Genomic DNA, 13,228 nt, shown 5'->3' with positions numbered 1-13,228 from the left:
ATCGTCGTTCCCCATAGCGAGCCGGTCTTGCGGCGATCATCGCCGCGTCTCGCCCAACAGGAGTTTTCCGATGCGCTTCATGTATATCGTCACCTCGCCCCAGCCCCCGGGCCCGCCGACGCCGGCTCTGATGGAGGCGATGGGCAGGCTTGCCGAGCGGGAAATCAAGGCGGGCCGCATGATCGACACCGGCGGGCTGTTGCCGGTCGCGATGGGCGCCCAGGTCCGCATCACCGACGGCAAGCTCAACGTGGTCGACGGGCCCTTCGTTGAGACCAAGGAAATGATCGGCGGCTATGCGATCTTCGAGCTCCGCAACAAGGAAGAGGCGGTCGCCGCCGCCGTGGAGTTCATGCAGCTGCACAAGGAGCATATGCCGGGTTGGGAGGGAACCTGTGAGGTTCGCCCGTTCGCCACCCCGGGCGCCGACGGCGGTTGTCAGGTCGATGTGTCCGCCTGCGCCTGATGCGCCGCGCGAACAGGGCGTTCGCAAGCGAATTGGACGCCGGTTCGCGTGAAGACAACGCGTCAAGCCGAGAATCCGGGTCGGCGGCGATGACGGCCGCCGACATCCAGGCCACGATCCTTGCGGTGTGGCGCATCGAGCAGCCGCGGCTGATCACCAGCCTGTCGCGGATGCTGCGCGACGTGCCGCTCGCCGAGGACCTGACCCAGGAAGCGCTGGTCGCCGCGCTCGAGCATTGGCCGGCCGATGGCGTGCCGGAAAAGCCCGGTGCCTGGCTGATGGCGACGGCCAAGCGCCGCGCGCTCGACCATCTGCGCCGCAATCGCATGCTGGCCGAGAAGCACGGCGTGATCGCGCACGACCTGGCGCGGGAGCAGGAAACCATGCCCGACTTCGATGCCGCGCTCGACGACGATATCGGTGACGAATTGCTGCGGCTGATCTTCACCGCCTGCCATCCGCGCCTGTCGCGGGAGGCGCGCGCCGCGCTGGCGCTCAGGATGATCTGCGGCCTCACCACCGAGGAGATCGCGCGCGCCTTCCTGCAGGCGGAGGCGACCATCGCCCAGCGCATCGTGCGCGCCAAGCGCACATTGTCGGAGTCAGGCCTTGCCTACGAGACGCCGCGCGGCGAGGAGCTGTCCGAGCGGCTCGCCTCCGTACTCGAGGTCGTCTACCTCATCTTCAACGAGGGCTATACCGCGGCAAGCGGCGACGAATGGCTGCGGCCGCAGCTCTGCAACGAGGCGCTGCGCATGGGCCGCGTGCTGACCTCGATCGCACCATCGGAGCCGGAGGCGCACGGCCTGCTGGCGCTGATGGAGTTCAACGCTTCGCGGATGGCGGCGCGCACCGATGCGTCCGGCGAGCCGATCCTGCTGATGGACCAGAACCGCGCGCGGTGGGACCGCCTGCAGATCCGCCGCGGGCAGCTCACGTTGGCGCGCGCCCGCGAGCTCGGCGGCGCCGGCGGCTTCTATGTGCTGCAGGCCGCGATCGCCGCTTGCCACGCCGAGGCCGGCACGCCTGATGCAACCGACTGGCGCCGCATCGCCGCGCTGTACGGCGATCTCGCCGCGCTGTTGGATTCACCCGTGATCGAGCTCAACCGCGCGGTTGCGATCGGCATGGCCGAGGGGCCGCTGGCCGCGCTCGCGATCGTCGACGGTCTCGCAGATGAGCCGGCGCTGAAATCCTATCATCTGCTGCCGAGCGTGCGCGGCGATCTGCTGCATAAGCTCTGCCGTTTCGCGGAGGCGCATGCCGCGTTCGAGGCCGCCGCCGCATTGGCCGGCAATTCGCGCGAGCGTGAGTTCCTCAAGCGGCGCGCCGCGATCGCCGCGCGTGCCGCGCAGGATCACGGCTGCCGCTGACGGCTCCGCGATTTCGGCGGAGCGAAACCATGTAGCCCGCATGAGCGAAGCGAGATGCGGGTCTTTGCCACGAGCGACCCCGGGTGTCGCTTCGCTCACCCGGGCTACAAGGTTGCTCGGATCGTCGTGTCCGCGATTTCGACTCAAACCTGCGGCATGCTCGGACGACATTCTTTTGGACCGGGAACTGCCCCCATGACGAAGCCATCCGTGCTGGTGATCGGCCTCGACCCGACCTTCGTCGATCTGTCCGTCATGCCGCAGTTCACGCCCGAACTGGTGCGCAGCTATCTCGACGCGCAGATCGACGGCCTGCGGACGCTCGGCTACGACGTCGACAGCTGCCTGATCGACCTCGGCGATACGGCGGAGGCCGTGACGGCGGCCGCCCTCGACGAGCGCCGCTACGACTGCGTCGTGATCGGTGCCGGGCTGCGCGAGCCGCCGGAGCGGCTCTTGCTGTTCGAGACGATCCTCAATCTGATGCACCGGCTCGCCCCCGATGCCGCCATCTGCTTCAACACCAGGCCGGCCGACACCGCCGCGGCCGTGCAACGCTGGGTCAAGCCTTAGGACGCCGGATGAGCGTCGCCTTGAGCCGGCGAATCGGACTCGGCGCGCTGCCCGCCGCCGCCCAAGGCGGACACTCGGGCCGGCCCGATGCCGGCATTGGCTGGAGGCACGCCGCGAAGGCCCGGCGGTTGTTGCCGGCGGCAACCTATGACACCATCCAGAGTCGGATTTGTTTTAGACTTTGGAAGCCTATGCCGCGCCGCAAATTTGCCTGGGAAAAGCTGACGGACGAGCAGTTGCTCGCGCAACCGCTCAACCGTCTGAGGGTTGCCGTCGAGGGCACCTGGCTCGCCGATTGTGTGAATACGCTCTATGAGGAGCTCGAGGAGCGCGGCATCCGGTTGCGGCCGCACACATGGATCTCGAGCGAATGGTTCAGCCCGGCGGATGTGCCCGGCATCGCGATCCCGTTCTACCTCGCCCATCCCCGCCTGATGAAGCTCGAGAAGAAGATGATGCTCGACGTCGAGGGCGCCTCGTGGTCCGAGTGCATGGCCATTCTCCGCCACGAGGCGGGGCACGCCGTGCAACACGGCTACCAGCTGCAGCGCCGCCGGCGCTGGCAGCAGCTGTTCGGCCCGTCGTCGCAGCACTACCCGCGCTACTACCGGCCCAATCCGGCCAGCCGCAATTATGTCCAGCACCTTCGGCTCTGGTACGCGCAGAGCCATCCGGACGAGGACTTCGCCGAGACCTTCGCGGTGTGGCTGCGGCCGCGCTCGAACTGGCGGACGCGCTATGCCGGCTGGCCCGCGCTGAAGAAGCTCGAATATGTCGAGGAGCTGATGGGCGAGATCGCCGGCAAGCGGCCGCAGCTCGCAACGCGCGAGCGGGTCGATCCGCTGCATACGCTCAAGCAAACGCTCGCCGAGCACTACAGGAAGAAGCAGGCATTCTACGCCTTCACGCCGCCGAAGACCTACGACCGCGATCTCTCCAAGCTGTTCTCCGCCGATCCGCGGCATTATCGGCGTCCGCCGGCCGCGGCCTTCATCAGGCGGCACCGCGCCCAGATCAGGCAGCTGGTGGCGCGGTGGACGGGCGAGAACCAGTTGACGCTCGATGCCGTGCTCGATGATATGATCTCGCGCTGCCGCGAGCTCAATCTGCGTGCCGTCGGCCCCGAGCAGAAGCTCGTGACAAACTTCACCATTCTGCTGACCGCCAAGACCATGCACGCGCTGTTCGGCCCGTCGCGCCGGAAATGGATCGCGCTATGAAACAGCTTCGCATTCTGGTGCTGATGCACCCGGACTGTGTGCCGCCCGACTCCAGCGATGGATACAGCGCGCGGGAGATCAACGAGTGGAAGACGGAATACGACGTCGTCAGCACCCTGCGCGCGGCCGGCCATGAAGTTCGTCCGCTCGGCGTGCAGGAGGAAATCAAGCCGGTGCGCGACGAGATCGAGGGCTTCAAGCCGCACGTCGTATTCACGTTGCTGGAGGAGTTTCACTACGACGTCGTGTACGACCAGCACATCGCGAGCTATCTCGAGCTGATGAAGATCGCCTATACCGGGTGCAATCCGCGCGGCCTGATCCTGGCGCGCGGCAAGGATCTGTCCAAGACGCTGGTGCACCATCGCCGGATCCCGGTGCCGGCCTTCGCGGTGTTTCCGATGCGCCGCAAGGTCAAGCGGCCGCCGCGTCTCGAGCTGCCGCTGATCGTCAAGAGCCTGAGCAGCGATGGATCGCTCGGTATCTCGCAGGCGTCGATCGTCGATACCGACGAGAAGCTCGCCGAGCGCGTCGCCTTCATCCATGAGCGGATCGGAACGGCCGCGATCGCCGAGCAGTTCATCGAGGGACGCGAGCTCTATGTCGGCGTGCTCGGCAACAATCGGCTGCGGGTGCTGCCGGTGTGGGAATTGAAATTCGGCAGCATGGGCGGCCCTGCCGCGCGCCAGATCGCCACCGAAAAGGTCAAGCACGATACCAGCTATCAGGAGCGCGTCGGGATTGTCGACGGCCCGGCCGAGGATCTCACGCCGGAACTATCCGCCCATATTCAACGGCTGGCGAAGCGCATCTACCGGACGCTGGGGCTCGACGGCTATGCGCGCATCGACTTCCGCCTGTCCACCAATGGCGTTCCCTATTTCATCGAGGCCAATCCCAATCCCGAGATCGCCAAGAGCCAGGAGTTCGCGACGGCCGCCGGGCATGACGGGCTCAACTATCCGGATCTCCTGCAGCGCATCGTGACGCTCGGAATAAGCCGCGCCAAGGCCGGCGCATCGCTGGGCTGACTCGAGGCCGCTAAAGGCTGCGCTGCATCGGATGGCGTCGCGCATCCTTGGGAATGAACATCGCAAACGTTTCCCTAACGCGCGCGGCCGGCGTCACGGTGCCGGCGATCGCGGAAACAGGGGCTGCCGTCGGATGAAACGCGTCCGGTTCCGGCCAGCGCCGTGCAAGGATTTCGTTTACCGAAACCGGCATGGTGAACCCATCACTGTGGCAGCTGTCGTAGACGTACAAACCGGCAAGAAAAATCGATACGACAACAAGGATCGTCCTGAAAATCGGCATTGCGTTTGCGCCTTCTTGATTGAGGCGAACAATGCCCGGTGACGGTGAACCGCGCGTTTAGGGCCGAGGCCGATCGGCCGATACGGTTCCCAACTCATGAACAGAAGCTTGCGTAAACGGCCCGCTTACCAATGCCTTCAAGGTTGCGGCAACCAGCTTTCCTCACCGGCGGGAAAGAAGTCTCTGGCATTGAAAGACCAACAACAAGACTGAGGAGGCACCATGTTCGTCGCCATTCGAGTCATGATCCTGATCGCCAGTGCATATGCCGGTTCGGCCGTTGCCGAGATGCAGTTTGCGCCGCTGCCGAGCCTTGCGGCTTCGTCCGCGCCGTAACGCCGGCAAGCGAGGCGGCGCGCTCTACGCCGGATTGGGCGCCGGCGCGCCGACCCCGATTGCGCGAGCTGCGTTTTCCGTCATCCTTGTCGCCGTCAGGCGCAGGAAATACAGCGACAGTCCCGGGTTGCGCTCGCACAGCTTCCGCAGCGCGCCGTCGCTGATCCAGAGCAGATCGACATCGGTCGCGGCTTGAGCCGTTTGCGTGCGGCGGCGCTCGAGCGAAAACAGCCCGATCTCGCCGAACAGTTCACCCGCCGATACCCCGCGATCGATCTCGGGAAACCTGACCTCGCCGGATACGACCATGTACAGCAGGTCGGCGTCGTCGCCCTTCCGGAAGATCGTTTCTCCCGCCTTGAGATGCTTCGGCTGCATGAACGGCTGCAGCCAGTTCGGAGAAAGGTCCGTCGCTGCAGCACGCTTCGCTTTCCGAAGCAGCCGAACCATCTGGAACAGCAACACCACGTTCAGAGGCAGCAGAATGATATGCAGGATGAGCACCGGGTAGATCCGGTCGCCCAATCCATAGCTGATGAATGCCAGATTGCTGAATATCGCGACAGCGCGCAGGCTCAACATCGTACTCATGCAGAACGTCAGCAACACCAGAGCCGACGCCAGATAACCCAAACCATCGATCAACGTCATGACAACGCCCACTGGGAAATGAATTGCAAGCAAGCCGATCTGAAAACGACCGGCAACATACACCAGTGCGCTCAGTTTCCTGAGCGGAAATATCGCCAGCCCACGCTTGCGGCGGTGCACGCGTCGTGACGCGGCTTCAGCTCGACGAACGCGCGCGCGAGGCCACGTGAATGGCGCGGGTCTTGCCGGATTTCGTCTTGGCGGCGACGACGGTCGGGTGCGCCTTGCCGGGCCGGGCCGCGCCCGGCGAGCTCTTTCTGAGCAGCAGCGCGAGCCGCTTGCGCGCGCGGCCGGCGACCGACCTTGCCGCCTCTCGCGCGGCCTCGGCCTTGCGGATGATCGTCGTCACCGCGGATGCCGGCGACGCTGCGACGAAGGCGACATCCTTTGCCTTCGAGAGACCGCCGACGCCTTCGCACGGCGCTTCGTTCGGCAAGTCGATGCGGATGGCGAGCGTCTCGGCATGCTCGACCCAGTCCTCCGCCTTGGTGCCGGTGATGATCCGGACATAGTCGCGGGTCTCGCGCGGCAGCTCGCTCTGCCTGGCGAGCCATTTCTGGACGCGGCCGCTGCCGGCATTGTAGGCGGCCGCCGCCAGGCCGAGATTGCCGAAATCGTCGCGCAGCTTGCGCAGCAGCCTTGCGGATGCGGGCAACGCTTGCAGCGGATCGAAGGGATCGTCGAGCCCGACTTCAGCCGCCGTCTCCGGCATGAACTGCGCAACGCCCTGCGCACCGGCATGGCTGATTTCGTTCGAGCGAAAGCGGCTCTCCTGCCAGATCAGCCGCGCAAAGAACGCGACAGGAATTTCGCTCGCCTGCGCCGCGTCCTTCAGGCTGTGGCAGAATTTGTCGATCGCGGACATCTGCGGCTCGGCCGCGGCATCGCTCGGCTGCGCCGCAGGCGCGGGCGTCTTGTCCGCGTCCGTCGCAGCGGGCGCCTCGCTGGCATCAGCACTTTCGATAAAGCGCGCGGCAAACGGAATGGCGTCGGATGTCGCGTCGCGTGAGAATGTCGGGGCTTGGGTTGAGGCATTGATCGAGCCGGCCGAACGATCGAAATCGAGCATCAAGACAAGAAACGCGGCAAGCGCCGCGATGACAAATCGCATTTGCTTCCAGAGACCTGAATTGTGATGTGGGTTGCGCGCAAATGCACTTCGGATCACGACTTTTTAGCGGGTCGATTGCGGCGAAGCCGCGAAATCGGCCGTTCCGCCGCGGAACTTGGCCGCTATTCGCGTTGGAACTTCGACGCTTTCCGTAGCTTTACGGAAGATAGCCACGTTGGGATACACGATGTTCCGACCGTTTTCCGTTGCACGTTTTGCGATTGCACTTTTGCTCGTGTCGGCCGCGCCAGCGGTGGCCGCCGGTCTTGATGCGGCCGCGATCAACGACGTGGCGGCGCCGCCCGCAAAATTGCCGGACCGTGGTCAGCTCAACGCTTTCGTTGCCAGGCTCGAGATCCTGCTCGACCGTGCGCATTTTTCTCCCGGCGAGATCGACGGCAAGCTGGGCGATAACGCGCAGAAGGCGCTCCGGGCGTTTGCCGACGCGAATGGATTGTCCTTCGACAAGGCGGTGACGCCGGAGCTCTGGAGCGGGCTCACAGCCGCCAGCGACGGCCCTGCGATCGTCAGCTACACGATCGTCGACGCCGACGTGAAGGGGCCGTTCGCGAAGAGGATCCCCGCGAAGATGGAGAGCATGAAGCGCCTGCCGGCGCTGGGCTACACCGGTCCACGCGAAGCGCTCGCCGAAAAATTCCACATGAGCGAGGCGCTGCTTCAGGCGCTCAATCCGGGACAGACGTTCGACAAGGCCGGCGAGACCATTGCGGTTGCCAACGTCGTCAACGCCGAAAAACCGCCGCCGATCGCGCGCGTGGAGGTCGACAAGACGCGGCAGACGCTCAGCACGTTCGATGCAGCAGGCAAGCGGCTCGGCTTCTATCCTGCGACGGTCGGCAGCGCGGATAAGCCGACGCCGAGCGGAACGCTCAAGGTGACGGCGATCAACAAGAACCCGACCTATCGCTACAATCCGAAATACGCGTTCAAGGGCGTCAAATCGAAGACGCCGTTCACGATCAGGCCCGGTCCGAACAACCCGGTCGGTGTGGTCTGGATCAACCTCTCGGGCGAAGGCTATGGCATTCACGGCACGCCCGATCCCGGCAAGGTGTCCAAGGCGGAGTCCCACGGCTGCGTCCGGCTCACCAACTGGGACGCGCAGCGGGTCGCGGCCGGTGTCGCGAAGGGAACGCCGGTTGCGTTCATCGATAGCGCGACAAGCGCAGCAACGGCGACGCGCTGACCGTGGCGCAACATCGTTCATAGATCAGCAACCGACAGAAATGTTCGGTGCGCTCGGCCTCGGGCCGGGCGCCCGCGCGCTCGAGAGATGATGCGCCAGCTTGCGAAGCAAAGCGGCTCCGCTTTCCGAGCCTAGCGCGGGTTTCGCTGGTATGCCAATGTCGCCTCGTGCCAAACCCGCAGGAGGTCAATATGCGAACGATCATAACGAACATGGTGGGAGCACTCTGCGCCATCGCGATGGTCGCGAGCGCACACGCAGCGGTAAAAGAAGAGCCGGTCACCTACAGCGACGGCGAGACCACGATGAAGGGCTTCGTCGTCTATGACGACGCGACCCAGGGCAAGCGGCCCGGCATCGTCATGGTGCACGAATGGTGGGGCATCACCCCGCATATCCATAACGAGGCGCGGAAGTTCGCGGAGCAGGGCTACGTGGCCTTCATCGCGGATATGTACGGCGACGCCAAGACTGCCGACAACCCGAAGGATGCCGGCGCGCTCTCGGGCTCGGTGATGAAGAACCCGAAGGTGATGGAGCAGCGCTTCAACGCCGCGCGCGAGCAACTCGCCAAGCAGGCCTCGGTCAATCCGCAGCGGATCGGCGCCGTCGGTTACTGCTTCGGCGGCGCGGTGGTGCTGAACATGGCGCGCGCCGGCGCTGATCTCGCCGCCGTTGCCGGCTTTCACGCATCGCTCGGTCTCAACACGCCCGCACCGGCGCCGGGTACGGTCAAGGCGAAAATCCTGATCCTGAACGGCGCGGACGACCCGTTCGTGAAGCGCGAGCAGTACGATGCGCTGAAGAAGGATTTCGACGCCGCGAAGGCCGATTACCGGATCGTCGAATATCCAGGCGCGGTGCACGCGTTCACGAACCCCGAAGCCACCGAGCTCGGCAAGAAGTTCAATTTGCCGCTCAGATACGATGCCAAGGCCGATCAGGAATCCAAGGCCGAAGCCGCCAAGCTCTTTGCTGCAAACCTCAAAAAATAAGCGAAAGGGCCACCCAGACGGTGGCCCTTTTCATTCGTGGCTGCTTTGGCCGCGGAAGTGGCAGGGCTGCGGCCTCGCTGGCGCGGCCGCGCCTTGAAGCCATGCGGATGACGCAGCCGGCCGCGCGGATGCCGGCCGTCTCGCACGGTTGCCACGGGGCGCTCCCCGGCCGATGATGCGCAAAACGGATCAGAACAATCGAGAGGGAGCGAATGCGCGGGCGTCGTGTGCTGATGGAATCGTTCGTGTCGCACGGCGTGCGTCATATCTTCGGCAATCCCGGCACGACCGAAACGCCGCTGCTCGATAGCCTGCCGGCCTTTCCCCAACTCGAATACATCATGGCGCTGCATGAAGGTGTTGCGGTCAGCGCCGCCAGCTTCTACGCGCAGGCGTCGGGGCGCGTCACCGTCGCCAACCTGCACGTCGCTCCCGGCCTCGGCAACGGTATCGGCTCGCTGTACGGCGCGCTGAAGGCAGGTTCGCCCGTGGTCGTGACGGCCGGCCAGCAGGATACCCGAATGCGGCTGAAGAATCCGCTGCTCGGCCATGACCTCGTCGCGATGGCGGCGCCGGTGACCAAGTGGAGCGTGCAGATCGAGCGCGCCGACGAGATCGCGCCGATCATGCGCCGCGCGTTCAAGGTGGCGACCGATGCGCCGCAGGGACCGGTGTTCGTGTCGCTGCCGATCGACGTCATGGAACAGGAGACCGCGGTCGATGCTCTGGCGCCGGAGAATTTGTGGCGCTCGACGCGCCCCGATCCGGCCGGCATCGAAGCGCTTGTCGCGCTGCTTCTGAAGTCGAAGAAGCCGGCCATCATCGCCGGCGACGACGTGGCACGTTCAGGCGGCGAGCAGGCGCTGGTGGCGCTCACGGAAGCGATCGGCGCCACCGTGTGGTTCGAGGGGCTCCGCCATCACGCGCCGTTCCCAACCAGCCATCCGAGCTATCGTCAGTCGCTTCCGGGCGACGCAAGGCAGGTGCGCAAGGCGCTCGGCGATACCGATCTCGTGCTGCTGATCGGCGGTCCGTTCTTTGAGGACATCTGGTTTGCGCCTGGTGGCCACATCCCTGACGGCGCGTCCGTGCTGCAGATCGAAGCCTCGGCCGAGCGTCTCGCGCTCAACAACCGGCTCGATGCCGGCATCGTCGGCGACATCGCCGTCAGCGTCAGTACGTTGTCGGAAGCGGTGCGTGAAAAAGCGGGCGCGGACTTCAGGCAGGCCGCGCAGAACCGCAATGCCGCGCTGGCCGAATTGCAGGCGAAGGAGAAAGAGGCCTATCGCGCGCGCGTCGAGAAAAGCTGGGACCGGCAGCCGACCGCGATGCCGCGTGTCACCGCGGAGCTTCGTCGCGGCCTGCCCGATGATGTCGTCATCGTCGATGAAAGCATCACCGCGAGCCTCGATCTCGCGCGCGCCTTCGACTATCGCGGCTTCGGCGGTTATTTCGGCGGCCGCGGCGGCGGCATCGGCCAAGGCCTCGCCGGGGCGATCGGCGTCAAGGTCGCGATGCCGGACCGTCCGGTGGTTGCCATCTCCGGCGACGGCTCGGCTATGTACGCGATCCAGGCACTGTGGACCGCCGCGCACCACAAGCTTGCGATCGTGTTCGTGGTGCTGGCGAACCGCGAGTACCGCATCCTCAAGCACAACGTGGACGTCTGGCGGCAGAACTTCGAAGCCGGCACCCAGCATCCCTATCAGAACATGGATATCACCGGCCCCGCGCTCGACTTCGTGCATCTCGCGGCCGGAATGGGCGTCGAGGCGGTCAGGGTCGAGAAGGCCGACGACATTGCCGGTGCGGTCGCAAAGGCTGTCGCGGCGCAGCGGCCGTACCTCGTCGAGATCGCAATCGAAGGCAAGCGCTAGAGCATGATCCGGAAAAGTGCGAAGCGGTTTTCCGGCAAGATCATGCTCAAACAAAGAGCTCATGCGCACTGATGATTCACCCCAATTTCATCGCACTCTCATCGCGCTCGAGGAGTTTCTCATGGCAGGCATTCTGGACGGCAAGGCCGCATTGGTGACGGGCGGCGGCTCCGGCATCGGCCGGGCGACGGCAATTGCCATGGCGCGTGAAGGCGCGCGCGTGGCGGTGTCCGACCTCTCGAAGGACGGCATCGAGGAGACCGTCGCGCTGATCAATGCCGCCGGCGGCCAGTCGATCGCGATCCAGGGCGACGTCACCGACGAGGCCGAGGTCGCGAACATGGTGGCCCGCACGGTTTCGGCGTTCGGGCGCATCGATTGTGCGTTCAATAATGCCGGCGTTGCCGGGCGCTCCGTCGGGCCGCCCGGCCAGCGCATTCATGAACTCACGCAAGCCTCGGTGGCCAAGATGTTCTCGGTGAACCTGATGGGCGTGTTCCTGTGCCTGAAATACGAAGTCGCGCAAATGCTCAAGCAAGGCGATGGCGGCGCCATCGTCAACACGGCCTCGATCGCAGGCCTGGTCGGCCTCGCCACGTCCGGCCACTATGTCGCGACCAAGCACGGTGTCGTCGGGCTGACCAAGTCCGCCGCGATCGAATATGCCCAGGACGGCATCCGCGTGAACTGCGTCAATCCCGGATACATCAAGACGCCGATGACCAAGGAGACGATGGACGAGCGTTACGACGAGATCATCGCCAAGATCCCAGTCCGTCGCCTCGGCGTGCCCGAGGAAATCGCCGAAGCCGTGGTCTGGATGTGCTCGGACAAGGCGTCGTTCATGACCGGCGCATCGCACGTGGTCGACGGCGGCTACAGCGCGGCCTGATCTTCCGAAGGGCCTCGGTCCCACGTCTTGTCGGTGAAAGGCCAGCTTCCCTTGGGGTGAACCGGCCCTCGAGCTCGCCCTTTGCAGCAAGCGGACATCGCGGCAGCGCGGAATGACGTCAAAGCTTGACCCAAGCGGACCCTGGCAGGCTTGCGCCAACCAGCCGTGCATATCGATGGGTTGATCCGCTTCCGGCACTAACGTAGTCGTTCGCGATGAGCGAACGCACGGCCGGCGCCAAGGCCGCAGCCCTTCCGGATACGAAAGCCATCCTGCTCGGGGTCGCCTGCGGCCTCGGTGCGGCGTTGTGCTGGGCGCTCGGCTTCGTGGCGACCCGACACGGCCTGAGGGTCGGTTTCACACCCGTCGACCTGCTGATGCATCGCTTCCTGTGGTCGGGCATCGTCTTCCTGCCGCTCGTTGTGCGCGCCGGCCTCCGCGATCTCTGCGGCATCGGCTGGGGGCGCGGCATGGCGCTGATGCTGCTCGGCGGGCCGGTGATGTCGCTGATCAGCTATGCCGGCTTCATGTTCGTGCCGCTGGGGCATGGCAGCGTGATCCAGCCGTCCTGCGCGACGCTGGGCGGATTGTTTCTCGCGGTCGTCTTGCTGAAGGAATCGGTCTCGCTCTCGCGCGCAGCCGGCGCTGTCGTCATCGTCGTCGGACTTGCCGTGATCGGCAGCGAGTCGATCGGCCATATGGGGCCGAGCGCCGTGATGGGCGACTTGATCTTCGTTGCGACCGGCTTGATGTTCGCGGGCTTCGCCACGCTGGTGCGCCATTGGCGTGTCTCGGCGTTCTCCGTGGCCAGCGTCATCAGCGTGCTGTCGCTCTCGCTGTTTCCACTCTATGCCGCTTCCGGTGGGCTCGCTCGCGATGCGGCCATCGGCCTGCATGAAAACACGCTGCAGGCCATCGCCCAGGGCATCCTGGCCGGGCCCGCGGCAATGTATCTGTTCGCGGTTTCGATCCAGCGCCTGGGCGTTGCCCGCGCAGCCGTATTTCCTGCGACAGTGCCGGTGCTGACCCTGCTGTTGGGATGGCTCCTGATCGGCGAGCCACCAACTACGCTGCAGGCGGCCGGATTGGCCGCCGTGTTGGCCGGATTCTATCTCGCGCAGCGGCAGCGCTAGACGGCTTGCCCCTGATTGGCGCGCGGTCGCGGCGGCGATTGACAAGCATGCGAGGGATCGCGGATGGTGCGGCTCTCCCC

At 65.3% G+C, this 13,228-nt stretch carries 13 protein-coding genes; 10 read left to right on the top strand and 3 right to left on the bottom strand.

Features of this window, described 5'->3' with window-relative positions; all coding sequences use genetic code 11:
- Window positions 1–70: 70 nt before the first annotated feature.
- The 5 genes from QA635_RS39960 (at window position 71) to QA635_RS39940 (ending at window position 4,663) form a co-directional block, all read left to right on the top strand.
- Window positions 71–466, top strand: coding sequence for a YciI family protein (locus tag QA635_RS39960; protein ID WP_076832680.1), 396 nt, complete (start codon window positions 71–73; stop codon window positions 464–466).
- Between the two features lie 89 nt (window positions 467–555).
- On the top strand, window positions 556–1,839 hold the full coding sequence (locus QA635_RS39955) for an RNA polymerase sigma factor (RefSeq protein ID WP_283065480.1): 1,284 nt from the start codon (window positions 556–558) through the stop codon (window positions 1,837–1,839).
- Between the two features lie 195 nt (window positions 1,840–2,034).
- On the top strand, window positions 2,035–2,412 hold the full coding sequence (locus tag QA635_RS39950; protein ID WP_283065478.1) for a type 1 glutamine amidotransferase family protein: 378 nt from the start codon (window positions 2,035–2,037) through the stop codon (window positions 2,410–2,412).
- Between the two features lie 191 nt (window positions 2,413–2,603).
- Window positions 2,604–3,632 carry a putative zinc-binding metallopeptidase gene (locus QA635_RS39945; RefSeq protein WP_225163109.1) on the top strand — a complete coding sequence of 343 codons (1,029 nt, stop codon included), beginning with the start codon at window positions 2,604–2,606 and terminating at the stop codon, window positions 3,630–3,632.
- Window positions 3,629–4,663 (top strand): D-alanine--D-alanine ligase family protein, encoded by a 1,035-nt coding sequence (locus QA635_RS39940; RefSeq protein WP_028341789.1) that lies wholly within the window; start codon window positions 3,629–3,631, stop codon window positions 4,661–4,663. Before QA635_RS39945 ends, QA635_RS39940 begins: the two co-directional genes overlap by 4 nt.
- 10 nt (window positions 4,664–4,673) lie before the next feature.
- Here QA635_RS39940 and QA635_RS39935 read toward each other — a convergent pair whose 3' ends face one another.
- The 3 genes from QA635_RS39935 to QA635_RS39925 all read right to left on the bottom strand — a co-directional run bounded on the left by QA635_RS39935 (window position 4,674) and on the right by QA635_RS39925 (window position 7,044).
- Window positions 4,674–4,946: a hypothetical protein gene (locus QA635_RS39935; RefSeq protein WP_283065476.1), complete on the bottom strand. Its 273-nt coding sequence runs from the start codon at window positions 4,944–4,946 to the stop codon at window positions 4,674–4,676.
- A 360-nt stretch (window positions 4,947–5,306) separates the two neighbouring features.
- A complete protein-coding gene (locus QA635_RS39930; RefSeq protein WP_283065474.1) occupies window positions 5,307–6,053 on the bottom strand; it encodes a Crp/Fnr family transcriptional regulator in 747 nt (248 codons plus the stop codon).
- 16 nt (window positions 6,054–6,069) lie between these two features.
- A complete protein-coding gene (locus QA635_RS39925; RefSeq protein WP_283065472.1) occupies window positions 6,070–7,044 on the bottom strand; it encodes a lytic transglycosylase domain-containing protein in 975 nt (324 codons plus the stop codon).
- Between the two features lie 187 nt (window positions 7,045–7,231).
- Between QA635_RS39925 and QA635_RS39920 the strand changes: the two genes are divergently transcribed.
- The 5 genes from QA635_RS39920 to QA635_RS39900 all read left to right on the top strand — a co-directional run bounded on the left by QA635_RS39920 (window position 7,232) and on the right by QA635_RS39900 (window position 13,148).
- The gene (locus tag QA635_RS39920) at window positions 7,232–8,251 is read left to right on the top strand and encodes a L,D-transpeptidase family protein (RefSeq protein WP_283065471.1); all 1,020 of its coding nucleotides are present in this window, start codon (window positions 7,232–7,234) and stop codon (window positions 8,249–8,251) included.
- 191 nt (window positions 8,252–8,442) lie between these two features.
- The gene (locus QA635_RS39915) at window positions 8,443–9,246 is read left to right on the top strand and encodes a dienelactone hydrolase family protein (RefSeq protein ID WP_283065470.1); all 804 of its coding nucleotides are present in this window, start codon (window positions 8,443–8,445) and stop codon (window positions 9,244–9,246) included.
- A 212-nt stretch (window positions 9,247–9,458) separates the two neighbouring features.
- Window positions 9,459–11,123: a thiamine pyrophosphate-binding protein gene (locus QA635_RS39910; RefSeq protein WP_283065468.1), complete on the top strand. Its 1,665-nt coding sequence runs from the start codon at window positions 9,459–9,461 to the stop codon at window positions 11,121–11,123.
- 121 nt (window positions 11,124–11,244) lie between these two features.
- Window positions 11,245–12,015: an SDR family NAD(P)-dependent oxidoreductase gene (locus QA635_RS39905; RefSeq protein ID WP_283065467.1), complete on the top strand. Its 771-nt coding sequence runs from the start codon at window positions 11,245–11,247 to the stop codon at window positions 12,013–12,015.
- A 215-nt stretch (window positions 12,016–12,230) separates the two neighbouring features.
- A complete protein-coding gene (locus QA635_RS39900) occupies window positions 12,231–13,148 on the top strand; it encodes a DMT family transporter (protein ID WP_283065465.1) in 918 nt (305 codons plus the stop codon).
- Window positions 13,149–13,228: the final 80 nt, after the last annotated feature.

Origin of the sequence: Bradyrhizobium brasilense, from assembly GCF_029714345.1 — a bacterium.
GTDB lineage: Bacteria > Pseudomonadota > Alphaproteobacteria > Rhizobiales > Xanthobacteraceae > Bradyrhizobium > Bradyrhizobium australafricanum.
Note: the sequence above shows the minus strand (reverse complement) of the source record. Positions and strands in the feature narration are given on the sequence as shown.

Coding starts and splice junctions, on each gene's coding strand:
- QA635_RS39910 (WP_283065468.1), top strand. CDS start 9,459: ATGCGCGGGCGTCGTGTGCTGATGGAATCGTTCGTGTCGCACGGCGTG.
- QA635_RS39905 (WP_283065467.1), top strand. CDS start 11,245: ATGGCAGGCATTCTGGACGGCAAGGCCGCATTGGTGACGGGCGGCGGC.
- QA635_RS39900 (WP_283065465.1), top strand. CDS start 12,231: ATGAGCGAACGCACGGCCGGCGCCAAGGCCGCAGCCCTTCCGGATACG.
- QA635_RS39950 (WP_283065478.1), top strand. CDS start 2,035: ATGACGAAGCCATCCGTGCTGGTGATCGGCCTCGACCCGACCTTCGTC.
- QA635_RS39935 (WP_283065476.1), bottom strand. CDS start 4,946: ATGCCGATTTTCAGGACGATCCTTGTTGTCGTATCGATTTTTCTTGCC.
- QA635_RS39940 (WP_028341789.1), top strand. CDS start 3,629: ATGAAACAGCTTCGCATTCTGGTGCTGATGCACCCGGACTGTGTGCCG.
- QA635_RS39960 (WP_076832680.1), top strand. CDS start 71: ATGCGCTTCATGTATATCGTCACCTCGCCCCAGCCCCCGGGCCCGCCG.
- QA635_RS39920 (WP_283065471.1), top strand. CDS start 7,232: ATGTTCCGACCGTTTTCCGTTGCACGTTTTGCGATTGCACTTTTGCTC.
- QA635_RS39915 (WP_283065470.1), top strand. CDS start 8,443: ATGCGAACGATCATAACGAACATGGTGGGAGCACTCTGCGCCATCGCG.
- QA635_RS39925 (WP_283065472.1), bottom strand. CDS start 7,044: ATGCGATTTGTCATCGCGGCGCTTGCCGCGTTTCTTGTCTTGATGCTC.
- QA635_RS39945 (WP_225163109.1), top strand. CDS start 2,604: ATGCCGCGCCGCAAATTTGCCTGGGAAAAGCTGACGGACGAGCAGTTG.
- QA635_RS39955 (WP_283065480.1), top strand. CDS start 556: ATGACGGCCGCCGACATCCAGGCCACGATCCTTGCGGTGTGGCGCATC.